We start from the raw sequence: 23,890 nt of genomic DNA, 5'->3' as shown, positions 1-23,890 counted from the left end.
CATGGGTCACTTTGAAATGTCGCGCCCAAGAAATTGCCGATGGGCTCCACTTCGGGAGCCGCCATCCGCTTCGAGCATGGACGCCAAAGGGACATTTCCGCTGTGATGCACACAACTTAGGCGACCCTCGACATGCGTGACACGGCACACACCGCCGAACAGGGCCCTCAGGACGCTTCGACCTCACCTGACGTACCGTCAGTCACTCGATCAGTGAGTCAGTCAGTCGGCAGGTACCTCGGCCTGTGCGGTCACCGGCGTGTGGCCCACACCGCGAAGCCCTCGACGGCGTCGGCGACGGCATGGAACCGGAGCGAGTGGAAGAAGTCGAAGTTGTGCTGAGTGCCGGGCAACTCGGCGAAGGCCACGGGTGCGGCGGAGGCACGGGCGAGTTCGTCCGCGAAGCGGTGGGCGTCCTCCACCAGCACCAGGGTGTCCAGGGTGCCGTGCACGATCAGGAACGGTGGCGCGCCGGCATGGAGATGGGCGCGCGGGGTGACCGGGGCGCCCGATGCGCCTTGGGCGGTCGGTCCGTAGTAGCCGTACAGTCCGATCGCGCCCGCGATCGAGTCGTCGGTCAGCGCGACGGTCGCGGCCAGGTGCGCGCCGGCCGATCCCCCGGCGACGACCAGACGTGACGGATCGGCGCCCAGCTCGTCGGCGTGTTCGCGCAGCCAGGCGATCGTGTGCTTCACGTCCGCGAGCGAGTCGGTGTAGGCGGTCCGCAGCCGGTAGTTCGCGCTCGCGCAGACCCATCCGTGGTCGGCCAGGCGGTACAGGAGCGGTCGGGCGCCGAGGAGCTTGCCGCCCATGACGAACCCCCCGCCGTGCAGATACAGCAGGATCGGGGCGCTGTGCGGCCGGCCGCGGGAGACGTAGACGTCGAGGCGTTGGGTCCGTGCGTCACCGTACCGGCGGTTGCGGAGCCTGCGGACGCCGGGCCGCCACGACACCACCGGCAGCAGCAGAATCCGCAGGAGGGGCAGCCTGCTGCGGGGTATCCGGACGCCTGGTCCGGCCGCCAGGGCCGCCTCCAGGACGCCTCGCGCCGAGCGGGTCCGGACCGCGAGCGCGACCAGGCCACAGGCCGGCGCGGTGGTGAGTGCGACCGCGAGCCACCACACCGGCGTACCGACCCCGGTCGTCAGCACCGGAAAAGCGCTGACGGCCACCAGGGCCAGACCGAGGAACGGCTGCTCGTTGAGGAGATGCCCGAGCCAGAACCACAGGTTCGACCGGCTCGAACACCGCGGCATGGGGGGCCGGAGAGCGGCGAGCGTGCACAGCGCCAGCAGCGCGATGAAGGCGAGGAAGCCGATGGGCACGGCCGCTCACCTCCCGCCCGGGGAAGCGGGACGGGAACCCGGCGATGCGGGGCGGGAAGTCGGTGAAGCGGGACGGGAACCCGGGGAAGCGGGACGGGAAGTCGGTGAAGCGGGACGGGAAGTCGTGCCCCGAGGCACGGACACGGACACGGACAGCGACACCGCGTCAGGGACCGTCGGACTCGTCAGCACCCGCCCTCCCCCGCCTCACCGGCACAGCCCATCCTTCCCTTTCCGCCGTGATACCTGAAGGGTCGGGAAGCAGGTCGTCGTGCGGGCACCGGCTTCCGGTGCCCGCGGATCGGCCCGGCAGCGGGCGGCCCGCCGGCGAGGCAGGCCGCCCGCCCCTGCTCACTGAAGCGTCACGGTCACCGGGTTGCTGTCGGCGGAGACGTTTTCGTAGACGTCCTCGGCCCGTACCGTGAACGTGTTGGCGCCCGGGAAGGGGCCTGCCACCGGGTCGGTGCCGAGGGTGACGCTCGTGTACCGGCTGGGGACGGTGATCAGATGGCCCGCCCAGATCCGGTACTCGAACGCCGTACGGATCCGAAGCCCGGACGACTCAAACGCCCCCGAAACAACATGAGTTCCGTCGCCGAGCCGTGCCGGTGGCCGATACCCCCTCGAGCCGACTCATCCCCCGCGCCACAGCGGGCACGCAGAGCGTCACCAGCCGCCCTCGAAGAAGGCCGAGAGTGCCGGCGCCGGATCCGCCGCGGTGCTCGTGTTCGCCACCGCGACGACGATCACGACCAGCGACAACACCGCCGAGAGAACACCGAACGCCCCCACCACACGCCTGGTTCGCCTGTCGGCCGCCCCGGTTGCGGCAAACCTCTTCCACGACACCACGCTCATGGCGATGAGGACGACCGACACGCTCGCGGCGATCACGGCCATCACCACGTGGTACCAGGAAAAGTCGCTGATCATCACGTCGAGGGCGGGCGGGGTACGCTCGCCCGCGGCCAGTCGCTGCCTGACCTCATCGAGCGCATCGGCGAGGTGGCCATGGGCCGGGCCGCCCGGCAGCATCGGCATCAGGGAAGCGAAGGGCGCCGCCGCGCCTTGGACGTTGGCCATCACCAGCACCAGCGAGAACACCGCGAGCATGGTGGCGACAACGCCGGCCGACGCGAGGGCGGCCCTCCCTGCCCCGCCGAGGCGGCCGGCGCTCAGGAACGCCTTCCAGAGGAGCACACCGAGCGCGAGGAGCACCATCAGCAGGAGCGCGGCGATCACGGCCTTGGCCACGTGGTATCGAAACCAGTAGTCGACCACCCTGTCCAAGTCCGGGGAGAAGTTTTGTTCGCCGGAACTCCAGTATCCGACGAACGCCGAGCGGAAGGCCTCTCTGAGCCGGCGCTCATCGGAGAAGCCGCCACCGGACGCGCCCGCCGCCAACGGGCCCGGAGCCACGACGAAGGCGGCGCCGAGGGCCACCACCAGGGCGACGAGCAGAGCGAGTACGCGACCGGAGGCACCTGCGGATCGCGACGGGACTGCGGGGCTGCGCAAGGGGATTCCTTCGGTTCGATCGAGTGTGGTGACGGCGCCCCGAGCCCCAGCCTGGGCGGCGGAGCGGTTCGCGGCGGCAGGCCGCCGGGGCGACGGGTACGCGAGGCACGGCTGTCACACCCCGCGCCGGGCCGTCCGGCCAGGTGACCCGGATGGTGCGTGCGCGCTGAGGACTGTGAAGCTGTTGCCACACCGATGACGATTCCTCAACGGCACTCGCCCGGTCACTGGAGTACGCCACACACTCAGAGGTGGGGTCTGCCCCACCTCTGGGCCGGGCCTCAGCGCCGGGCCAGCGCCAGCACGCTCAGACCGAACATCAGGACACCCAGGGGGAGATGGACCGACGGGACGTGCGCGATGCCGAGCACGACCTGGACCGAGGCGAGTACGAGGAAACCCGACGCGTGCCAGATGGGCCGGGGCGAGCCGCCGCCGGGCTTCCACGCCAGCACCGCCGCGAGCACGTACAGCATCGACGCCCCGTACATCACCCGGGCTCCGACACTGTGCAGCGTCTCTCCGTAGGACGCGGTCAGCAGCAGTCCGGCGGAGACCGCCTGAAGGAAGATGGTCAGGGTCTGCAGAGCGATCGCGATCCGCAGGAACGAGGAGCCGCGCTGTGCGTTCGACGTCGCCGTCACCTGAGTGGCCATGGCACAGTCTCCTTTTCCGCCCTCGGGCAGTGGATCGATAAGGTCTCACCAGCCCGACGACACGGGCCTGCGAAAGGTAAGGCGAGGGGGCGGCCGGAAGCATGGGGACTGTCGGGGCCAGGACGGAAGAGATAGCCGGCGAGCGACGCCAACTGATCAATGTGGCTTACCGGTTGCTCGGTTCGGTGACCGAGGCCGAGGACGCCGTACAGGACGCCTACGCACGCTGGTACGGGCTGCCACGAAGCCGGCAGGAGGAGATCGTCTCTCCCGGCGCCTGGCTGACGACGGTGACCGGCCGTATCTGCCTGGACCTGCTCGGCTCGGCGCGGGCCCGCCGTGAACGCTATGTCGGTGCCTGGCTGCCCGAGCCGCTGCCCGACCGCACCGAATGGGACCACACGGGCGGCGCCGACCGCGCCGGGCCGGCGGACCCGGCCGACCAGATCGTCCTCGACGAGTCGGTGGCCATGGCCTTCCTCGTCGTCCTGGAGTCGATGACGGCCGCCGAGCGCGTGGCGTTCGTCCTGCACGACGTCTTCCGGTACCCGTTCGCCGAGATCGCCGACGTGCTCGGCAGGACCCCCGCGGCCTGCAAGCAGCTGGCGGCCTCCGCCCGGCGGCGGCTGAGCGTCGCGCGCGCTCCGGTGGCGGCGACCGGGCGGGCCGACGTGGTGCGGCGCGTCAAAGAGGCGTGGGAGACCAAGGACATCGCGGCCCTGGTCGGTCTCCTCGACCCGGCCGCCGTGATGACCGCCGACGGCGGCGGCATGGTCGGCACCGTACTGCGCCCGGTGGAGGGCGGCACGCGCATCGCCCAGTACATGGTCGCCATCGCCGACAAGGCACCGGGGCTCGAACTGCTGGAGCGGTCGGTCAACGGCGTGCCGGGCCTGGTCGCCCAGCGTGCCGGCGTCGTCATGACCGTGGCCTCGTTCGACATCTCCGACGGGCGCGTCACCCGGATCTGGGCGGTCCGCAACCCGGAGAAGCTGCGGCCGTGGGCACGGGAGGGCTAGAGCACGTCTCTTCGGCGGATTGATCAGTTGATCGGACACGTCGGTCCGATGAACCATCACCGCGGGACCGGATCGAGCCCCTGCCGCCGACCGATCCGGCCCACCTCGAAGACGCGGCGCGGCGGGGCCGCGGCGCACGGGTCGATCGCGGTGCCGGTCTCCTCCCCGGCACCGGCTTGCCGCAGGGCCTGCCTTCCGCACACCTCACAGCAGGACGACGCAGCCGCGCCGTTCCAGCCGAGCCAGCAGCGCCGGGGAAGGAGCGCAGTCGGTCCAGCGCAGGTCCAGTTTCTCCAGTGCGGGCATGTCGGCGATCCAGTCCGGCAACCGCGTGAGGCGATTGCTCCGTACGTCGACGTGCCGCAGCAGGGGCAGGCCGGCGATCGCCTCCGGGAGTTCGGCGAGGGCGTTCTCCCGCAGGTCCAGGTGGCGCAGCGCGTGGAGGTTGGCTGTCGACGGCGGCAGGGCGGTGATCGTGTTGCCCCGGAGCCAGAGCTCCCTGAGATCGCCGAGGGAGCCGATCGAATCGGGCAGTGTCGTCAGGCGGTTGTGCTGCGCCCTGAGTTCGATCAGCCGGGTCATCCGGCCGAGGGCCGCCGGCAGGGCGGTGAGGCGGTTCTCGCCGACGTTGAGGTAGCGCAGCCGGGTGAGCTCTCCCAGGGTGTCGGGGATCTCGGTCAGGTCGTTGTCGTGCAGGTAGAGGAAGCCGCTGAGGCCGGTCAGGTGCCCGAGTTCGCCGGGCAGCGAGGTGAGCCGGTTGTGGCCGAGATCCAGTGTGGTGAGCCGTCGCAGTCCTCCGATCTCCGGCGGGAGACACGTCAGATCGTTGTCCGCGAGGATCAGCACTTCGAGCTCGGCGCGTGCCCAGACCGACGCGGGCACCTTGCCCATGCGCCGGCGCCACAGGTTCAGTGTGTGCGTCACCGTGTGGTTCCTTCCGGGAGAGTCACGTACGGTCCGGTGCGGACCGCCGCTCGGCGGAGGCCGACAGCAGCCGGAGGGTTTCGCCGAGTCGCCGGCGGGCCTCCGGGTCGGTGATGAGCCCGTCCTCGGCGAGAATTCCCCGGTCCACCGGAAGCCTCAGGCAGGCCGGCTCCACGACCCGGGCGCCGGTGTACCCCAGCACCGTCCGCAGGGTGGCCTCTGCTCCCTGACCGCGGCCGGGAGCGGCCGCGTTGACCCAGGCGACCGGCTTGCCACCGATCTCGGTGCCGCCGACCGTCCAGTCCAGCAGGTTCTTGAAAGATCCCGGCAGCGTCCCCGCGTACTCGGGGGTGCAGATCAGAATGCCGGCCGCCCGGTCGACCGCGGCCCGGAGCGCGGCCACCGGCCCCGGAGGCCGGTCGGTGTCGTCGTCGGGGTTGAAGTGCGGAAGGTCCGCGAGCCCTTCGTACCGGACCGCCCGTACTCCCACCGACGGAGCGACCGCGTGCGCGGTGCGCAGCACGGCTTCGTTGGTGGAGGCGGCCCGCAGGCTTCCCGACATCAGGAGGATCACCGGTGCAGTCGACATCCGCCCAACCTAGGCGCACCGTCGGGCGACGGCCAGCGCGTTCCCGCCGTCGCCGGCCGGGCCTGACACGGACATCCGGTCGACTTCTACGACTCTCAGGCTTCGATACGAAGCCAGGCGTCGCCGGCGCGAAGCCAGAGGGAGCCGTCACGTCCCTGACCGCAGTGCATGACCACCCGACCGGGCACTCGTATGGTGCGCCGCTCGGTCACTCTCCACTCATCGCCGACCAGCTCGGCCCGAACCACCTCGGTCGACCGCCGGTTGTGAAAGCGCCTCGTCAGAACCGCTCGACGGCCGCGGACCGCGAATCCGTCCGGATCACGTACCGGGCTGGACCAGCTCGTCACCTCACCCGTGGAGGGCGTGATCCGCGTCAGGAACGTGCCTCCGCGGCTGCTGCCGGAGTACCAGACCAGCCATGTCCTGTCCCCTTCGGTGGCGGCCGTACAGCCTTCCAAGGGCGCATCGGGGAGGCGGTCCTCCGGGGCCCACAGAGCATGGCCGTCCGTGCTCCAGCCGGCAAGCCCCGCTGCCGACTCCGGATGGCCTCCGTAGATGCCTTCGTCACCATAGGCCGTCCAGACCGATCCGTTTCGATCGGTCACCAGAACAGGGATGTCATCGCCGACGCAGAACGCTCCCTCATGCTCGCCCTCCAGGGAGCAGACCACCGCGTTCGGCTCCCATGCGCCCGATTCGTCCCTGCTCGTGCGACCGCTCACCATCAGAAGCCGGGAGCCAGGGAGAAGAGCGATGTGGCTGGGCCGCACACGGAGATCCTTGACCATTCGGCGTTGGACCGCCCCCTCGGCTCGACGAACAACCAGCACGCCGTCAAAGGGGATTTCCGGCTTCCACCCGACCCAGCCCTTGACGTAGCGGCTTCGACGGAGCCGACGTCGATGGACGAGCAGCACGGCAAGTTCCCCTGCGGGGCCGACAGTCCACCACAAGGGACGTCGCCCTGCCCAGCGATCAGCAAGGGGCAGCCTCCACACCCTCTGCACCTCGACGGCCGCCGCCACCGCATCCCCCCGCTCTTGCCCGAGCCCCGCTCCTGACGAGAGAGGAGTGTATTGATTTCCGCAACCAGCCCCCGAGACGGCGGGAGTTCAGCCAACACTCCGCCACGCCATCAGGCGCAGTTGCAGGACGACGCGTAGTAGGCGAATACGGCCGCCGCGGTGAAACTGGCCAGCGCCGCAGCAGCAAGGCGACCACGCCGTCCTGACCTTGCGGGCCGGAACATCTCCCAGGCGCCGTAGCCCAGGAAGGCCAGCACAGTCCCGCCCACGCCCCCGGTGAGAAGAGGACTGTGACGCCAACCCCAGAGGGATACGAAGACCAAGCCCGCGAGCAGGACACAGGCGACCGCTGCGAACAGAACCTCCAACACAACCTCGCCGAGGAACTCTCCCAGGGTTCTACCTGCCTTGCGGGCCACGCGAGCAGCGCGACCCCGGCTCATGTGACCAGTCAACTCCCCCCCACGCGCCGGTTCTCAACATGTGGGCTTTGATCTTATGACCGATTCTGGCGGGCCGGCTGAGGGTTACGTCGATGGCACGGTCGTTCCTGCCGGGGTTGCGCACGGCTGCGCGGACGTTCCATGCTCCCCGATCCCCCACCTGGTGCACGGAGCGGGTGAGGCCTTCGACGTCTCCCCCTGCGGACGAGCCCTGTCCAACTTCCGTCTGCAGGCACTGAACAGCGGTGTTGTCCGAGAGCCCCGGCACGATGGCGGGGCGCCTGGAGCCGAGCTCACTGCGAAGAAACTGACGGTTGCCGGTCAGGGCAGTCGTCAGGGTGTATACGGAACGGGGAGTACGGCCCTGGGACTATCCAGCCCTCCAGCCACCCCGTGAGCCACCGGGCGAGGGTCAAAGTGGTCGGCACCAGGCGGCAGCAGTCATTGGCATCCCAGTCCCAGACTCGGCCCTCGGGAGTGCTGAAGTCGATCATTGTCCACATGGAGCAGCCGCGGTCCATGAGCGGAACGACCCCCTCGGGTATTGCGGGGATGCCGGAGTCGTCCTTCATCGAGAAGAGCCGGTGGGCCTCGATCATGTCCCGCTCGTCGCTGAACCGATTGCCCGTGTCCGTCAACGAGAGGCACTCCCAGACTCCGAAGCCGCCGTTGGCGACCTCGAGGTAGAGGCGCCGCAGCAGCGGTGGCATCGGGCGGCCGACCGCGCGTTCGACCGCCGCGACGTCATCCGGCGTTGCCGGCGAGGGCAGGTCCCGGTCGGCGACGCGGGTGCGGACGGCCTCGACGAGCTCGTCGTCGGTCATGGCCTGGCGCCCCCAGCCGGCTCGGTTCGAGTAGGACTCGTACGAGAAGCGGGTGCCGCGATCCCACTCCTGCCCGGTGAGAGCCTTGTACGCCCGGTCCGGCACGTAGAGCAGAGACTCGGCCCACAGCAGGCCCTCGGCATACGGCGTGAAGCGCGCGGGATCCTGGAGTACCCGCCAGTGGGCTTCACCGCCATCGGCGACGACGGCCGCACGCGCATAGAGGAATGCGTCGCCGGAGAGGCAACGCCCGTACTCCTGGAGGTCCAATCGGTACAGCGCCCAGGCCAACTGCTCGGCGAACTCGGTGATCAGTGACACCGGCCCGGCCGCAAGCCGAGCGGTAAGTGCCGCCGCGAGGGCATCAGCATCGGGGTCGGGCCAAGCCGGTCGGAATTCCTCGATCAGCGCCCAGAACGCGTCCTCGTCCATGCCGGCCATCATGGCACTCGGCTCTGACAACGGGAGGCTGTCGGCTGCCGCGAAGGGCCCACCACGAGCGCACCGGATCGGGCGGGGAACAGCGGGGAAACACGGTGAAGGCAACCGTGGCCGGCCGGGCCGCGCTCCGACCGCCGGCACACGTCAGCGCCCGAACTCCCCACAAGCAATCGCGGCTTCCCAAGCTGAGGTCATTCGGCCACCACGGACCGCGGACCTTCGAGGATGACGGACTCGGCAGCCCGGTGACGGCCGCCGGCCGAGTGGTACGCCGCCGGCGGCCTCGAACCCACGGCTCGCGCCCGCCGACCCGGGCCACCTGACCGGCGATCGGGCCGGCCGTGCGCCCTCCTCGTCGCTCCCCGCGCACAGCCCCGCGTCGTAGTACCCCGGTACCACCCGCCCCGCGGACTTCAGGCCCCGGTACCACCGGATCGTGCAGGTCGCGGACTTAGCGTGACGGAGGAGGCGTCAGGCGCTTCGGGGGCCGGAGTCCGAAAGAGAGAACGCGAATGATCGAGGCACGGCAGCTCACCAAGAGGTACGGGGAGAAGACAGCCGTCGACGGGCTGGACTTCACCGTGAAGCCGGGTACGGTGACCGGATTTCTCGGCCCCAACGGGGCGGGCAAGTCCACGACGATGCGCATGATCGTCGGGCTCGACGCTCCGACGAGTGGCTGCGTCACGGTGAACGGGCAGCGTTACGCCCGCCATCGGGCACCGCTCCAGGAGGTCGGGGCGCTGCTGGAGGCGAAGTCGATCCACCCGGGCCGCTCGGCCCACAACCACCTCCGGGCGCTCGCGCTGACCCATGGCATTCCGCGTGGCCGGGTCGACGAGGTCGTGGAACTCGCCGGGCTCGGCGGCGTCGCGAGCAAGCGGGCCGGCGCGTTCTCCCTCGGCATGGGCCAGCGGCTCGGCATCGCGGCAGCACTGCTCGGCGATCCCCAGACGGTGATGCTGGACGAGCCGGTCAACGGACTGGACCCCGAGGGTGTGCTCTGGATCCGCAATCTGCTCACCTCCCTCGCGGCCGAGGGGCGCACGGTGTTCGTCTCCTCGCACCTGATGAGCGAGGTGGCGCTGGTCGCGGACCATCTGATCGTCGTGGGTCGGGGCCGGCTGCTGGCCGACACGACCGTGCGGGACCTGGTCCGCGAGGCAGGTGGCGACACCGTGAAGGTGGCCACGGACGATCCCGCGCGGCTGCGGGACGTGCTGGCCGGGCCGGGCGTGGAGGTCAGCGGACGTGTCGGATCCGAGGAACTGCAGGTCACCGGGGTGTCCGCCCGGGAGATAGGGCTGAAGGCGGCCGAGCACGGGATCCCGCTGTTCGAGCTGACCACGAAGGCGGTGTCGCTGGAGGAGGCATTCATGGAACTGACCAGGGACGCCGTGGAGTACCACGGCTCCACGACCGCCGCCGGCACCTCCGGGAGCGCGGCATGAGCACCCTCACGGCAACCCCCGAGACCCCCGAGACCTCCGAGACCGCCCTCGCCGCCCCGTCCCGGCCCGCCTACCGGGTGACCGGACGCCGTGTGCTGTCCTCGGAGTGGGCCAAACTCTGGTCCCTGCGCTCCACCTGGATCACCCTCGGACTGGGCCTGCTGTTCCTCGTCGCCTTCGGCGTCATCGCCGCGAGCCACTACAAGTCCAACCTCGACTCCGGCCGGCACATGGACGGCGACTTCGCCTCCGCGACGGTGGTGAGCCTGTCCCTCTTCGGCACGAATTTCGCCCAGCTGGCCCTCGGTGTGCTCGGCGTGCTGGTCACGGCGGGCGAGTACTCCACCGGCATGATCCGTTCGACGCTGGCCGCGGTGCCGCGCCGGCTGCCTGTGCTCTGGTCCAAGGCGGCGGTGTACGGACTGGTCGCACTGGTGATCGCGACCGTCGGCGCGTTCGTCGCCTTCCTCGTCGGCAGTCGGATCGTCTCCGGCACGCCCGCCGCCATGGGCTTCGGCCATGCCGGCGTCGTCCGCAGCCTCCTGGGCGCCGGGCTCTACCTGGGCCTGGTCGGTGTGATCGGCACCGCCCTGGGCGCGCTGCTGCGGTCCGTGGCCGGCGGTATCTCGGTCCTGGTCGCCGCCCTCATGCTCGTACCCGGGCTGATCTCCCTGCTGCCCAGCTCATGGCAGGGCGACATCGGCCCCTACCTCCCCAGCCATGCGGGCGAGTCGCTCTTCGCCCTGACGCATGACTCGACCACCCTGTCGCCGGGCGCCGGACTCCTGGTCTTCCTCGCCTGGACGGTCCTGGCGCTGGCCGGAGCAGCGTACCGGCTGCTGCGCAGCGACGTCTGAGCGGCAGCCGCCCCCATCATGGTCCGATGACCACCATGACCATCGAAGACCTCAGCGGGATGGGACCGCTGGTCGCCCGGCTCGGCCGGGTCGGCCAGCGGTTCCGGCATGCCGACCGGGCCCGTCCGTGGGTGCTGGACACCGCGGTGGTGGTCCTGGTCCTCCTGCTGTTCTGCCTGCCGGACCTGCTGCACGCGGTCGGCTCGATCGACGGGGACCACGACGGCCCGCGCCGCTTCCGGCTGGTGTTCACCCGGTTGCCCGTGGGGGGCATGCTGGCCCTGCAGGCCGGGCTGGTGCTGCCGCTGCTGTGGCGGCGGCGGGCGCCCGCCGCCGCTTTCGGCGTCGTCACGGCCGTGTTCGTCCTCCAGTGGTCTCTCGGCGCGGCACTCCGTGCGGACGTCGCCCTCTTCGTCGCCCTGTACAGCCTGGCCCTGCACGGGCGGCTGCGACAGCTCCCCTGGGCCTGCGCGGTCAGCGCGGGTGCACTGGGTCTGGTCGCGGCGCGGGTGTCGGCGGCGGTGTCGGTCTGGGACGCGCTGTTCTTCCTGGTCAGCACGGCGACCGCGGCACTCGCGCTCGGCCTGGTGATCCGCATCCGGCGGGCCCAGCTGGCCGTGCTGCGCGACCGTGCCGCGCGGCTGGAGATCGAACGCGACCAGCGGGACCGACTCGCCGTCGCCGCGGAACGGGCACGAGTGGCCCGCGAGATGCACGACATCGTCGGCCACAACCTGTCCGTCATCATCACCCTCGCCGACGCGGGAGCGTATGCCGCCGGCGCCGCACCGGAACGCGGCAAAGAGGCCCTGCACCTCATCGGGGACGCCGGCCGTCAGGCCCTGGGCGAACTGCGCCGGGTGCTCGGCGTACTGCGCGAGGCGGACGGATCGGCGGCCGAGCCCGAGTTGAGCCCGCAGCCCGGCCTCACCGACGTCGACGCGCTGTGCGAGGCGGTGCGCGCCGCGGGTCTGGAGGTCGTCTACCGTACGGCCGGGGACATCGACGCCCTCGACAGCGGGGTGCAGCTGACGGTCTACCGGATCGTGCAGGAGGCCCTGACGAACAGCCTGAAGCACGCCGGCGCCGGCGCGCGTGCGAACCTGGCGGTCGTCGTGGAGGACACGCGGCTGACCATCACCGTCCAGGACTCCGGCCCCCCTGCCCCGGCCGGCCGGCCCCGGACGGCGAACGAGGAAGGACACGGCCTGGTGGGCATGCGAGAACGAGCGGCGCTCTACGGAGGACACGTCAGCGCGAGCCCCGCGGGTGCCGGCTGGACGGTCCGGGTCGACCTCGACCTCACTCCCCAGGACGGTGACCGGTGACCACCGTGCTCGTCGTGGACGACCAGCCGCTCCAGCGGTACGGCTTCCGCATGCTCCTGGACTCCGTGCCCGAGACGGAGGTGGTCGGCGAGGCGGCCCACGGGGCCGAAGCCGTGCGCAAGGCCGCCGAACTGCGCCCCGACGTCGTCCTCATGGACGTACGCATGCCCGGCATGGACGGCATCGAGGCCACGCGCCGGATCGTCGCCGCCGGCGACCGCTCCCGCGTCCTGGTCCTGACCACCTTCGACCTCGACGAGTACGTGTACGCGGCCCTGCGCGCCGGGGCCAGCGGTTTCCTGCTCAAGGACGTCCGTCCCGAGGAACTCCTCGCAGGCATCCGCGCGGTGGCCGCCGGAGACGCCGTGATCGCCCCCGCACTGACCCGCCGCCTCCTCCAGGAGTTCGCCCGCCTCGTCCCACCCGCCGGCGACGGCTCCGCCCGGGACCCGCGCCTCGCCTCCCTCACCGAGCGCGAACGCGAAATCCTCGTCGCCATCGGCAAGGGCTGGAGCAACAGCGAGATCGCCGGCCGTTTCGTCCTCGCGGAATCCACGGTGAAGACCCACGTCGGCCGCGTCCTGTCCAAGATCGGAGCCCGCGACCGCATCCAGGCGGTGATCTTCGCCTACGACCACGGCCTGGCGCGGCCACAGGCGGGCTGAGCCGGGTCCGCCTCGGTTGCTTCGGGACGTAGCGGCCGTGGGTTCAAAGCCCGCCGGCCGACTCGGGTACCGTACGGCAACCGCCGTGACCGCGATCGACCGGCATTGGCCCCGGACGACCGGTTGAGCTGCTGAACAGACCCCACGGCGTGCAAGCGTCCGTCATGGTGCGGTGAACAAGGCGGGGAAACCCGGCGCGAGCCAGGGCTTGCGCCCCCAGGCGAGGACCTTGCCGCGGGCGATGGCGCCGGGGGTACTGCGCCTGCCCAGTGCCAGCAGGAAGAAGGTGATCGGTTCGATCGTGATGGTGCAGTCGGGGCGGCGCGAGGGTTCGGTGTGCACGGCCACCGTGCCGTTGGTGAACGTCACCGTGAGCCGGGAGAGGCCACGCACCCTCAGTTCGTAACACGCGCTGTGACCGGCAGCCGCTCGTGCGTCGACGACACGGGGCATCGCAGTGATCAGAAACGGCATCGTCAGATCGACTCTGTCACGGTCGATCATGTGTGGTCGGCCGAGTGCCGCTGCGATGTCATAGCCGTGTCCAAGCATGTGGGTCAGCAGGTAGGAGCCGAGCGTTCCCAAGTCCATGGGCCCCAGCGGTGTCACCGTCGGTGTGTCATCCGACCGCAGGCCGGCCGCCTCGGTGAATTCCCGCGCGTGCCGGACGATGCCGTCGGCCAGGACGGATGTGTCGCGTTCGGGGAAGGAACTCAGCGAGGCGGCGTTGGCCGCCGCGAGTCCCCCCGGTGTGCCGTCGCCGTATTCCTGTTCACGCCCTGCGGCAAGAGCGGCCATCAGCTTGTTGGCCAGGACCAGATGCGCCGCGGACTCTCCAACCGTCCACTCAGCCCCGGGAATGGGCACCGTGCCATCCGTGCACGACCGGAGCAACCCGGCTGTCTCCTCGGCTACGACACGGATGGCTTCAGGCAGCCGCGATCGGGTGGCAGCCTCACGATGAGGGTCGGTCATAGCAGTGAAGAGTGAACCAGCCCTTGGCATCTGTCCAGGGTCCGCCTTTTCAAGACGCTGCCGGCCGATGGGAATCGCCCCTGCGGGGCGGGACCGTGGACGCTTCGGACGGCGTGCCCAGCCTCGGTGCGGCCGGACGTCTCATGGTCGGGCAGGGCGGGTCTCGCCCTGCCCGAGGAATGGGAGAAGGGAATTGCCTTCCCGGGCCGACCGTCTTTCCGGCGACCGCCCCGCCGGCCCTCGTGTGCGTCCGCGCGTACGGGGTCAGTGCTGGGGCAAAGGCGCCGAGAGGCGGTGCAGGCGCAGCGCGAGCTGGATCTCCAGGGCGCGGGCCGGGGTCTGCCAGTCGTCGCCGAGCAGGCGGCCGACGCGCTCCAGGCGCTGGGCGACGGTGTTGACGTGCACGTGCAGTTCGTCCTTGGTGCGGGCCGGGCTCATGCCGCAGGTGAAGTACGCCTCCAGGGTGCGTATGAGGTCCGTGCCGCGGCGCTCGTCGTAGGCGGTGACCCGGCCGATGGTGCGGTCGACGAAGCCGGCGATGTCCCGGTCACCGGCCAGGAGCAGGCCGAGGAAGCCGAAGTCCTCGGCGGCGGCGCCGTCGCCGGTGCGGCCGAGGAGCCGCAGGGCCTCCAGGCAGCGCCGTGCCTCGGCGTAGGCGGCGGCCGCCGTGTCGGGGTGGGCGGCGAGGTCTCCCACGGGGGCGGAGGCGCCGACGGTGACCGTCTCGTGCACGGCGGTGCCGAGGTGGTGGGCGGTGCGGCGGGCCAGGTCGGTCGCGGTGGCGCCGGGCTGGAGGGGCAGCAGCAGGACCGTGCCGCCGTCGCGGGCCGCGGCCAGGCCGTGGCGGGTGGTGGCCAGGTGGGAGGCCGCGGACCACAGCCGTCGGCGGGCGGCGGCCTCCTGGTCGGCGTCGGCGGCCGGGGCGTCGAGCCGGGCGGCGAGGACCACCTGCGTGGCGTCCAGGTCGGCGTGCAGCCGGGTGGCGCGGTCGCGCAGCAGGCGCGGGTCGCGGTCCCGGGCGTCGAGGAGGTCGTCGAGGAGTTCGCCGCGGACGCGCTGTTCGGCCTCGGCGGCCGAGCGTCTGGCGAGCAGCAGCAGAGAGGTGACCATGGCGGCGCGCTCCAGGGTGCGCTGGTCGACGGGGTCGAGGCCGGGGTGGCCGCGGACCACCAGCGCGCCGAGCAGTTCTCCGCCCGCGGTGACCGCGGCGATCCAGTCGTCGCCGTGCCGCACCGCGTGCCCCTCGGCGCGGGAGGCCTCCAGGGGACCGGCCGGTGCGACGGTGGCCTCGGTGAACTCGACGGTGCCGGCGAGGACCTGGGAGACCGCGGCGGCCACGTCATGCACTCCGCCGCCGCGCAGCACGAGTTCGGCGAGCCGGTCATGGACGTCCGAGGCGCGTTCGATGGCGCCGCTGCGGTCGCGGATGATCTCGTTGGCGCGCTCCAGGCCGGCGAGGGCCGAGCGGGTCTCGGTCAGCAGGTTGGCGCTGTCGATGGCGGCCGCGGCGAGGGCCGCGAAGGAGCCGAGCAGCGCGACCTGCTCGCGTTCGAAGACCCGGGCCCGCCGGTCGGCCGCGAACAGTACCCCGATGACCTGCGGCCCGAGCATGAGGGGCACACCGAGAATGGCGACCAGGCCCTCGTCCTGCACGCCGGCGTCGATGGTGCCGGTGTGCTGGAAGCGGGCGTCCTTCATGTAGTCGTCGGTGACGTAGGGCCGCGCGGTCTGGGCGACCAGTCCGCCCAGCCCTTCCCCCATGCCCAGGCGCAGTTGCTGGAAGCGGGCGGCCACGGATCCCTCGGTGACGCGCATGTAGGTGTCGCCCCGGGCCGGGTCGTTCAGGGTGAGGTAGGCGACGTCGGTGCCGAGCAGGGAGCGGGCGCGCTGCACGATGGCCGGCAGCACCGAGTCCAGGTCTCTCAGGCCCGCGAGGTCGTGGGCGGTCTCGAAGAGGGCGGACAGCTCCGCCTCCCGGCGGCGGCGTCCGTCCAGTTCGGCGCGGACGCGCAGGGCGAGCAGCTTGGCGTGTTCGAGTGCGGCGACGCACTCGGCCGGCCGGCCCTCGGCGCGGGCGCGCAGCACGGGTTGCTCGTAGGCGTCCGCGGGTGCGCCGCGGGCCAGCAGCTCGAGGAACGGGGCACCGGCGTGGCACGCGGTGCCCTCGCCGCACGGGGTCCCGTCGCTGCCGTGCGGCAGGGCGCCGGTGCCGGGCGGGGGCGCCGCGTCGGCGGTGGGGCGGTCGGCGGACCGCACGTGATCGCTGGACATGCTCACAGGATTCACCATTCGCCCGTCGCCTGTTGAGCCCTGTGGAAAACTCGGCGGCGGGCGGGCTCCGGGCTGGTCAGTGGGCGGTTCAGCCGCCGTCGGGGACGAGCGAGGTGCCAGTGACGAAGGACGCCTGGGGGCCGCACCGGCAGGCCACGGCCTCGGCGACCTCCTCCGGCTCGATCAGCCGTTTGACCGCGCTGTCCTGAAGGAGCGCCTCGGACAGGACGCGCTCGGCCGGGTCCAGGTCGGCGAGGTCGGGGACGAGGAGGCTGTCGGGGACGAGCGGGCGTGGGGACCCGGGAGGGCGCTGGACGGGGTCATGCCCTGACCTTGGCCGCGCCCTCCCCCGCGCCCTCCCTGGCTGTATGCGCTACGACCCCACGTTCACTCGAGACTCATGGGCTCGAACCATGTGGGTCCGTCGGAGAGGGCCTGCTTGATCCGCACCAGCCCGAACTCGTCGAGAGCGGGCAGGGCGTCCACCGCGAACCAGCCCACGTCCAGGGACTCGTCGTCGTTGACCCGTGCCTCGCCGCCGACGGCACGGCAGCGGAAGGTGATGTCCATGAACTGGCAGATGTCGCCGTTGGCGTAGGTGACGGGTTCCAGTGCCTGGACGAGGACCACCCGTTCGGCGACGCAGCGCACCGCGGTCTCCTCGTGGACCTCCCGCACGGCGCAGTCGGCCGGCTGCTCACCGGGGTCCGGGATGCCGCCGATGACCGACCATCTGCCGGTGTCGGAGCGGCGGCCCAGCAGCACGTTGCCCTCGTCGTCGAAGACGATCGCGGTGACCCCGGGGAGCCACAGCAGCTGGCGGCCGGCGGAGGCCCGGATCGTGCGGATGAAGTCAGGAGTGGCCATGGAGCGACCCTAACGGGCCCGGGCCGGGTCCCCGGATCGCGGCACGGTCCGGGGGCGTACGTCCGGTGTGCGGTCACGCCGGACGTTGCCGGTCACGCGGACGTTGCCGGTCACGCGGACGTTGCCGGTTGCGCGGCCGTTGCCGATCGTGCGGCTTCGGTGCGGCGCCCGCGCACACCGGCCCCGATCGCCCAGCCCAGGCCGCCCGCGGCGAGGAGGACGAGGGCGATCTCCGGCGCGATGCCCAGCTCGGTCGCGGGCGTCTCGGACGAGCGCAGCGGCACCTTCTGTACGAGGTAGGCGGGGGTGAACATGCCGGTCTTCTGCGTGATGCGCCCGTCGGGCATGATCACGGCGCTCACACCGCTGGTCACCGGCACGGTGACGGTCCGGCTGTGCTCGACCGCGCGGATCCGGGACATCGCGAGCTGCTGATAGGTCATCTCGCTGCGGTCGAAGGTCGCGTTGTTGCTCGGCACGGAGATCATCTGCGCCCCGTGGGTGACGGTGTCGCGCACGGCCCAGTCGAAGGCGGCCTCGTAGCAGGTGGCCAGGCCGACCTTGGCGCCGTCGATGGTGAACACGCCCGGCTCGGTGCCGCGGCTGAAGTCCTGGCGGACCATCGAGGTCCAGTCCTTGTTGATCGCGCCGAGCAGCGAGCGCAGCGGCAGGTACTCGCCGAACGGCTGGATCTGCCGCTTGTCGTACGTCTGGACGGGGCCCTTGTCCGGGTCCCACAGGATCTGCTCGTTCAGCAGCCTGCCGTCCCGCTCGACGACGCTGCCCACCGAGATCGGCACGCCGATCGCCTTGGCCGCCTGGTCGATGACCATGCGGGCGTCGGGGTAGACGAAGGGGTCGATGTCGGAGGAGTTCTCCGGCCAGAGCACGAAGTCGGGCCGGGCGGCCTTGCCCGCCTTCACGTCGGCCGCCAGGCGCAGCGTCTCGCGCACGTGGTAGTCGAGGACGGCGCGGCGCTGGGCGTTGAACTCCAGACCCGAGCGCGGCACGTTGCCCTGGATGACGGCGACCGTCACCGTACCGTTCTCGGCCCTGTCGCTGACCAGGCCGCGGGCGGCCACCGCGCCCACCACCGGCACGGCCACGCTGAGCAGGGCCGCGGCGGCGGCCGACCGCCGCACGGCCCGGGTGCGCCGCCCCTCCACCGCCACCCTCACGGCCTCGCACAGGCCGAAGCCGCACAGCACCACGGCGAAGCCGAGCACCGGTGTGCCGCCGACCGCGGCCAGCGGCAGGAACACGCCGTCCGCCTGACCGAAGGCGATCTTGCCCCAGGGGAAGCCGTTGAACGGCACGCGCGCGCGTACCGCCTCACCGGCGATCCAGACGGCGGCCGCCCACACCGGCCAGGCCGGCAGCTTCGACACCGCGGCGATGCCCACCCCTACCAGGGCGACGAAGACCGCCTCCACCGCGACGAGCGCGAGCCACGGACCGGGTCCGACCTCCACGCCGGTCCACACCAGCAGCGGCAGCAGGAACCCGAGGCCGAAGAGGTAGCCGAGGCCCAGCGCGGCCTTCCAGCCCCGACCGCGCAGCACCCCGCCCAGGACGGCGAAGGCCGGCAGCGCCAGCCACCACAGGGTGCGCGGCGGGAAGCTGACGTAGAGCAGCAGCCCGGACAGCGCGGCGGCAGCGGCGGGCACGAGCCGGACGAGCCTCGCGCGCCAGAGCGCGGGAGCGGACTGCGGGCTCAGCCGCTCCGACTCGCCGACGGAAGTTGCGGTGACGGTCATCTCGGGAGTGTACGGCGGTTGACCTGGGCCTCGACAGCTCGGTCCGTGGGGCGTACGCCACGGTCCGGGAGGCGGCACGTGTGGGAGTGCGTTCTCGTTCCCGCACGGGACGTCCACAATCCGGTCATCAGCCGTTACGGTGTGCCGGGGCCCGGTCCGCGGCCGGTCGTGACCGGAGTGGGCCGGCGGGACAGGGGAACGGTCGGGGGCGACCGGGGTTGCGGGGGGCGAGGGTGCGGTCCACCGAGATGACGTCCGCGGGCGGGGCGGACGGGGACAGACGCGGGGACGACGGAAGACATGCGGACGACGGCCGACGAAACGTTTCTGACGCGGCCGGTGTCGTGGTGCTGGGAGCCTGCGCCACCTGGTCGCTGGTCACCGGCGCGCTGCGCGAGGGGCGGCCCGAGGGTGTGCTGCTCGCCGTGCTGGCCGTGGCCGCCGGGTACGCGGCCGGCCGTATAGGCGGTGCCCTGCTGCCGGTCGCCGCGCCCTGCGCCGGGGCGCTGGCCGGCCTGGCGCTGGTGGTGGCGGTCCCCGGGCTGGCGCCGGGGCCGCGGTTCGCCGGACCGCTCGGGCACGCCGGCGCCACCGCCGCCGTGCTGACCCTGTCCGCGGGTGCCGCCTGCTGCGCCGCCTGGGCGGCGTCCGCCCCGGCCGTCCGGCTGGCGCTGCGCGCGCTGGCCGTCGCGATCGCGTCGACGGCGGCCGTTCTCGGCTCGGGCAGTGGGTTCGTCTTCTGCACCGCGGTGCTGCTCTGCTCGCTCGCCGCGGGCCGGATGCGCCGTCGCGGCCCCGGCATCGCGGTTCTCGCCCTCGTCGCGGCCGCGGGGGCGGGGACGAGCTGGGCGGTCGCCGTCCGGAGCCTGCCCGACGGGCTCGCCGAGACCCTGGAGGGCTGGCTGACGCAGCACCGCGTCCGCCTGTGGCGGGACGCGCTGCGCCTCGCCCACCAGAACGCGGGCGTGGGCGCGGGACCTGGCCGCTTCGGGGACTTCAGTCCGACGGCCCCGCAGTCGCTGCAACCCGACGGCAAGCCGCACTCGGCGCTGTTCCAGCAGGCGGCCGAGCAGGGGTTCATCGGCGTGGGGCTGCTGGCGGTGGCGTACGGCTGGATGCTCTACGCGCTGTGGCGGACCGCACGGCCCACGCCGCTCGCCCTCACCGCGGGCGCGACCCTCACCGCTCTGGCGGTGATCGCCACGGTGGGCGACGCGCTGAGCTTCACCGCCGTGTCGGTGGGCGCTGGGCTGCTGGCAGGCACGGCGACGGCCCGTCCGCTGGCCGACGAGGCGGGCCCGGCGCACTGCGGGAACGACCCGGACGGGACGGGACGGCGCCGGGACGAGGCCGGCCCGAACGACCTGCGCCAACGGCCCGGACAGAACCAGCCGGCACCCTGACGGGACCGGCCCGACGTGGACGCGACAGCAGGCCTCGGCGCGAGACAGGCCGACGCCGTGCCCCGGGCGGGAGAGGCCGACGCCATGCGCCCGGCCCGGTGGGACCGACCGAGGCCATGGTGAGTCCCGGTTCCGCGGGCACGTCGTGCATCGGCGGTACGTGCGCGAAGCGGCTCAGGGTACGGCCGTGCCGACGCGGCCGCTCGGACGTGGCCCGAGGCCGCCACGGCTCGGACCGGACCGGACGCCGCCGCCACGGCTCGGACCTGGCTCAGACGCGGCCGGGTGTCGGCGGGTGCAGGCGGTCCTTGATCACGCGTACCGCCGACTCGGCGTTGTCCACGGTGATCGTGAACGTGTGTCCGTCCCACAGGCGCAGCACGACGCCCTCTCCGCGCCGTACGACGACGGCGGTGCCCTTCTCGGGCCGCCAGCGGTACCCCCAGCCGCCCCATTGGCGCGGGGTGACGTGGGGGGCGAACTCGGCGCCCGCCACATGGGCGAGCGGGATGCGCCGGCGCGGCAGGCCGATGTGGCCGCAGCGCACCTCCAGTGTCTCCTTGTCGACTTTCAGTGCGACATGGACGAAGGCGAGGGTGCCGAAGAGGACCAGCAGCCCGGCGGCGATGCAGCCCACGACGGACATCACCAGCGGGGCGATCCCGGAACTCCAGGCCGAGTCCACGGCCAGCTCGATGCCGAGCGCCAGGCAGGCGGCGCCGACCAGCGCCAGCAGCCACTGGAAGCGGTTGGTGGCGCGGCCCGTCCAGACCTCCGGGTGCGGCCCGTCCTCGCTGCGGGAGTGGTCCCTCATGTCAATGAGGTTACTCAGGTTTCGCCCCGCGGGTAGCGCGTCGCACACGGGGAGTGTTCCGCACCGGCGCGTACGCGCCGGATGTGTCCGGGTCGCGGCCGTGCGTCAGCGGGCGGGGGTGACGGCCTCGAGGAGGCGGCCCTCCGCGTATGCCAGGGCCGGCGCGGGCAGTGCGCCTTCCTGTCCGTTGAGCAGCACCGTGACGGTGCCCGTGGCCGCGGCGTCGGGCTCGGGGCGGGCGCCGATCCGGCGCAGGGCCTGTGCGGCGACGGCCCCGGCCGAGCCGTGCAGCGCCAGCGGAGGACGGTCCGGGCGCTGCACGGCGGCCCGGATGCGGTCGCCGACCAGTTCGTAATGGGTGCAGCCCAGGACGACGGTCGTCACGTCGTCGGGGGTGAGGCCGGCGGCGGCGGTCACGGCCTCGTCGATCGCCGCCTGGTCGGCGTGCTCCACGGCCTCCGCCAGCCCCCAGCAGGGCACTTCGGCGACCGGCACGCCGTCGGCGAAGTCGCGGATGAGCCCCTGCTGGTAGGGGCTGCCGGTGGTGGCGGGCGTGGCCCAGATGGCGACGGGCCCGCCGCCGGCCGCGGCCGGCTTGATCGCGGGCACCGTGCCGATGACCGGCAGGCCCGGTTCGAGGCGGTCCCGCAGGGCGGTCAGCGCGTGCACGGTGGCGGTGTTGCAGCCGACGATCAGGGCGTCGGGGCCATGGGCGGCGGCGGCCTCGGCGACGGCCACCGCGCGCGCGGTGAGGTCCTCCGGAGTGCGTGGCCCCCAGGGCATGCCCGCGGGGTCCAGGGAGAGCACCAGATCTGCGTCGGGGCGCAGGCGCCGCACCGCGGCGGTGGCCGCCAGCAGCCCGATTCCGGAGTCCATGAGCGCGATCTTCACCCGGCCACGATAGACGATCCCGTCGTACCGGACGCCCTGGTGGGGCAGACTGCGGGCGTGAGCGTGATCGTGTGGACCGCCGTCGCATCACTGGCCGCCTGGCTGTGGCTGCTGCTCTGCCAGGGCTTCTTCTGGCGTACGGACGTCAGACTGCCCCCCGCGGTGGAGCCGGCCCCGGACGACTGGCCGGCGGTCTGTGTCGTGGTGCCCGCGCGGGACGAGGCGGCGGTGCTCGGCGCAAGCCTTCCGTCGCTGCTCGCCCAGGACTACCCGGGGCGGGCGGAGGTCTTCCTCGTCGACGACGGCAGCAGTGACGGCACCGGTGAGCTGGCCCGGGAGCTGGCGCGCAACGCCGGCGGGCTGCCGCTGACCGTGAGCTCGCCGGGCGAGCCGCCGGCGGGGTGGACCGGCAAGCTGTGGGCCGTACGGCACGGCATCGGCCTGGCACGCGCGCGTGGTCCCGAGTACCTGCTGCTGACCGATGCCGACATCGCCCACGCCCCGGACAGCCTGCGCGGCCTGGTGGCGGCGGCCCGTACCGGGGGTTTCGACGTCGTCTCGCAGATGGCCCGGCTGCGGGTGGAGTCGTTGTGGGAGCGGCTGGTCGTACCGGCGTTCGTCTACTTCTTCGCGCAGTTGTATCCGTTCCGCCGGATCGGGCGCAGGGGCGGTCGGACGGCGGCGGCCGCCGGCGGTTGCGTGCTGCTGCGCACCGGGGCCGCCGAACGGGCGCGGATCCCGGACGCGATCCGGCATGCCGTGATCGACGACGTGGCCCTCGCCCGGGCGGTCAAGGGCGGCGGCGGGCACATCTGGCTGGGCCTGGCCGAGCGGGTGGACAGCGTGCGCCCGTACCCGCGCCTGCACGACCTGTGGCGGATGGTCTCGCGCAGCGCCTACGCGCAACTGCGCCACAACCCGCTGCTGCTGCTCGGCACCGTCGCCGGGCTGGCGCTGGTGTACCTGGTGCCTCCGGTGGCGCTGGTCGCGGGCCTGGCTTCGGGCGGCGCGGCGACGGCAGGGGCCGGTGGCGCGGCGTGGCTGGTGATGACGGCGACGTACGTGCCGATGCTGCGGTACTACCGTCAGCCGCTGTGGCTCGCTCCGCTGCTGCCGTTCACGGCGTTCCTCTATCTGCTGATGACGGTGGACTCGGCGGTGCAGCACTACCGGGGCCGGGGTGCGGCCTGGAAGGGCCGCACCTACGCGCGTCCGGACGCCGTGCCCGAGGAGGGCTGAGCGCTCACCGGCGGACCGCCCACGGGCAGCGGTCGGCCCCTCACTTGCGGCCGGGCGTCCAGTTCATGCCCCAGCCGTAGGCCTGGTCGACGGTCCGCTGGGGGCTCACCCCGCGCGCGGGTACGAGGTAGCGGGCCTCGCGCTGGACGACCAGGTCGCTTCCGGTGTGGGTGATCAGGGCGAGCGCGCACACCGTGGAGGGCACGGTGCACTCGTCGAGGGAGAAGTCGACGGGGGCGCCGTGCTGGGGCTGGAGCGTGACGGTGGCGTGCAGGTCGGCGAAGGAGCGGGCGCCTTCGTAGATCGTCACGAAGACGAGGATGCGCCGGAAGTCGTTCGTGTGGTCGAGGTTGATCGTCAGGTTCTCGCCGCTTGCCACGGCGCCGGTGCGGTCGTCGCCGTCGAGGTGGATGTACGGGGGGCGGTGCAGCGAGCCGAAGGCGTTGCCGAGGGCCTGTACGACGCCCTTGCGGCCGTCCGACAACTCGTAGAGGGCGCACAGGTCGAGGTCCAGGTCACGGTGCATGGCGACCGCCCGGCCGCGCTTGCTGCCCCAGCCGGCGAACTGCTTGCGCACCTGCCAGTTCAGGTTCACGCGCATGGTC

General features: G+C 72.2%; 21 protein-coding genes and 2 pseudogenes. 7 read left to right on the top strand and 16 right to left on the bottom strand.

Annotation, left to right across the window (positions count from 1 at the left end; translation table 11 throughout):
- Positions 1-251: 251 nt before the first annotated feature.
- From ABZ484_RS22005 to ABZ484_RS21995, 3 genes are all read right to left on the bottom strand, one after another.
- A complete protein-coding gene (locus ABZ484_RS22005) occupies positions 252-1,325 on the bottom strand; it encodes an alpha/beta hydrolase (RefSeq protein ID WP_358867596.1) in 1,074 nt (357 codons plus the stop codon).
- Positions 1,326-1,991: 666 nt separating this feature from the next.
- Positions 1,992-2,843 carry a hypothetical protein gene (locus ABZ484_RS22000; RefSeq protein ID WP_358867595.1) on the bottom strand — a complete coding sequence of 284 codons (852 nt, stop codon included), beginning with the start codon at positions 2,841-2,843 and terminating at the stop codon, positions 1,992-1,994.
- Positions 2,844-3,124: 281 nt separating this feature from the next.
- Positions 3,125-3,499, bottom strand: coding sequence for a hypothetical protein (locus ABZ484_RS21995; protein ID WP_358867594.1), 375 nt, complete (start codon positions 3,497-3,499; stop codon positions 3,125-3,127).
- A gap of 101 nt (positions 3,500-3,600) precedes the next feature.
- Between ABZ484_RS21995 and sigJ the strand changes: the two genes are divergently transcribed.
- Positions 3,601-4,518 carry an RNA polymerase sigma factor SigJ gene (gene sigJ / locus ABZ484_RS21990; protein WP_358867593.1) on the top strand — a complete coding sequence of 306 codons (918 nt, stop codon included), beginning with the start codon at positions 3,601-3,603 and terminating at the stop codon, positions 4,516-4,518.
- 204 nt (positions 4,519-4,722) lie between these two features.
- Here the strand turns inward: sigJ and ABZ484_RS21985 are convergent, their stop codons facing one another.
- From ABZ484_RS21985 to ABZ484_RS21965, 5 genes are all read right to left on the bottom strand, one after another.
- Positions 4,723-5,442: a leucine-rich repeat domain-containing protein gene (locus ABZ484_RS21985; protein WP_358867592.1), complete on the bottom strand. Its 720-nt coding sequence runs from the start codon at positions 5,440-5,442 to the stop codon at positions 4,723-4,725.
- 22 nt (positions 5,443-5,464) lie between these two features.
- A complete protein-coding gene (locus ABZ484_RS21980) occupies positions 5,465-6,031 on the bottom strand; it encodes an NADPH-dependent FMN reductase (RefSeq protein WP_358867591.1) in 567 nt (188 codons plus the stop codon).
- A gap of 95 nt (positions 6,032-6,126) precedes the next feature.
- The gene (locus tag ABZ484_RS21975) at positions 6,127-6,951 is read right to left on the bottom strand and encodes a hypothetical protein (protein ID WP_358867590.1); all 825 of its coding nucleotides are present in this window, start codon (positions 6,949-6,951) and stop codon (positions 6,127-6,129) included.
- A 218-nt stretch (positions 6,952-7,169) separates the two neighbouring features.
- Positions 7,170-7,478 carry a lysine transporter LysE gene (locus tag ABZ484_RS21970; RefSeq protein ID WP_358867589.1) on the bottom strand — a complete coding sequence of 103 codons (309 nt, stop codon included), beginning with the start codon at positions 7,476-7,478 and terminating at the stop codon, positions 7,170-7,172.
- 317 nt (positions 7,479-7,795) lie between these two features.
- Complete coding sequence (locus ABZ484_RS21965) at positions 7,796-8,758, bottom strand: DUF4240 domain-containing protein (protein WP_358867588.1); 963 nt, start codon at positions 8,756-8,758, stop codon at positions 7,796-7,798.
- Positions 8,759-9,279: 521 nt separating this feature from the next.
- Here ABZ484_RS21965 and ABZ484_RS21960 point away from each other — a divergent pair.
- From ABZ484_RS21960 to ABZ484_RS21945, 4 genes are read left to right on the top strand one after another with little or no spacing between them, the layout of a single operon-like run.
- A complete protein-coding gene (locus tag ABZ484_RS21960) occupies positions 9,280-10,218 on the top strand; it encodes an ATP-binding cassette domain-containing protein (RefSeq protein WP_358867587.1) in 939 nt (312 codons plus the stop codon).
- Positions 10,215-11,075: an ABC transporter permease gene (locus ABZ484_RS21955; RefSeq protein ID WP_358867586.1), complete on the top strand. Its 861-nt coding sequence runs from the start codon at positions 10,215-10,217 to the stop codon at positions 11,073-11,075. The genes ABZ484_RS21960 and ABZ484_RS21955 overlap by 4 nt, the downstream gene beginning before the upstream one ends.
- A 26-nt stretch (positions 11,076-11,101) precedes the next feature.
- Complete coding sequence (locus tag ABZ484_RS21950; RefSeq protein WP_358867585.1) at positions 11,102-12,403, top strand: histidine kinase; 1,302 nt, start codon at positions 11,102-11,104, stop codon at positions 12,401-12,403.
- On the top strand, positions 12,400-13,068 hold the full coding sequence (locus ABZ484_RS21945) for a response regulator transcription factor (RefSeq protein ID WP_358867584.1): 669 nt from the start codon (positions 12,400-12,402) through the stop codon (positions 13,066-13,068). The genes ABZ484_RS21950 and ABZ484_RS21945 overlap by 4 nt, the downstream gene beginning before the upstream one ends.
- Positions 13,069-13,230: 162 nt before the next feature.
- Here the strand turns inward: ABZ484_RS21945 and ABZ484_RS21940 are convergent, their stop codons facing one another.
- The 5 genes and pseudogenes from ABZ484_RS21940 to lnt form a co-directional block, all read right to left on the bottom strand.
- Positions 13,231-14,043 carry a maleylpyruvate isomerase family mycothiol-dependent enzyme gene (locus ABZ484_RS21940; RefSeq protein WP_358867583.1) on the bottom strand — a complete coding sequence of 271 codons (813 nt, stop codon included), beginning with the start codon at positions 14,041-14,043 and terminating at the stop codon, positions 13,231-13,233.
- Positions 14,044-14,307: 264 nt separating this feature from the next.
- Complete coding sequence (locus ABZ484_RS21935) at positions 14,308-16,314, bottom strand: GAF domain-containing protein (RefSeq protein WP_358867582.1); 2,007 nt, start codon at positions 16,312-16,314, stop codon at positions 14,308-14,310.
- 88 nt (positions 16,315-16,402) lie between these two features.
- A pseudogene (locus ABZ484_RS21930) lies at positions 16,403-16,555 on the bottom strand (SDR family oxidoreductase); the annotation flags it as partial.
- 146 nt (positions 16,556-16,701) lie between these two features.
- Entirely contained in the window at positions 16,702-17,181 is a 480-nt protein-coding gene (locus tag ABZ484_RS21925; protein WP_358867581.1) for an NUDIX domain-containing protein, read from the bottom strand.
- A gap of 110 nt (positions 17,182-17,291) precedes the next feature.
- Positions 17,292-18,938, bottom strand: a complete 1,647-nt coding sequence (gene lnt / locus ABZ484_RS21920; RefSeq protein ID WP_358867580.1) for an apolipoprotein N-acyltransferase — start codon at positions 18,936-18,938, stop codon at positions 17,292-17,294.
- 344 nt (positions 18,939-19,282) lie between these two features.
- Between lnt and ABZ484_RS21915 the strand changes: the two genes are divergently transcribed.
- On the top strand, positions 19,283-20,341 hold the full coding sequence (locus ABZ484_RS21915) for an O-antigen ligase family protein (protein ID WP_358867579.1): 1,059 nt from the start codon (positions 19,283-19,285) through the stop codon (positions 20,339-20,341).
- A 271-nt stretch (positions 20,342-20,612) separates the two neighbouring features.
- Here the strand turns inward: ABZ484_RS21915 and ABZ484_RS21910 are convergent, their stop codons facing one another.
- Both ABZ484_RS21910 and ABZ484_RS21905 read right to left on the bottom strand, forming a co-directional pair.
- Entirely contained in the window at positions 20,613-21,155 is a 543-nt protein-coding gene (locus tag ABZ484_RS21910) for a hypothetical protein (protein ID WP_358867578.1), read from the bottom strand.
- A 105-nt stretch (positions 21,156-21,260) separates the two neighbouring features.
- Complete coding sequence (locus ABZ484_RS21905; protein ID WP_358867577.1) at positions 21,261-22,046, bottom strand: aspartate/glutamate racemase family protein; 786 nt, start codon at positions 22,044-22,046, stop codon at positions 21,261-21,263.
- A gap of 57 nt (positions 22,047-22,103) precedes the next feature.
- Here ABZ484_RS21905 and ABZ484_RS21900 point away from each other — a divergent pair, with 57 nt between their 5' ends.
- Positions 22,104-23,285, top strand: a complete 1,182-nt coding sequence (locus ABZ484_RS21900; protein ID WP_358867576.1) for a glycosyltransferase — start codon at positions 22,104-22,106, stop codon at positions 23,283-23,285.
- Positions 23,286-23,325: 40 nt separating this feature from the next.
- On the opposite strand, the pseudogene ABZ484_RS21895 reads toward ABZ484_RS21900, so the two are convergent.
- A pseudogene (locus tag ABZ484_RS21895) lies at positions 23,326-23,890 on the bottom strand (Tellurium resistance); the annotation flags it as partial.

Source organism: Streptomyces sp. NPDC006393 (genome assembly GCF_040628575.1).
Lineage (GTDB): Bacteria > Actinomycetota > Actinomycetes > Streptomycetales > Streptomycetaceae > Streptomyces.
This window is presented reverse-complemented; position numbering and strand designations above follow the sequence as displayed.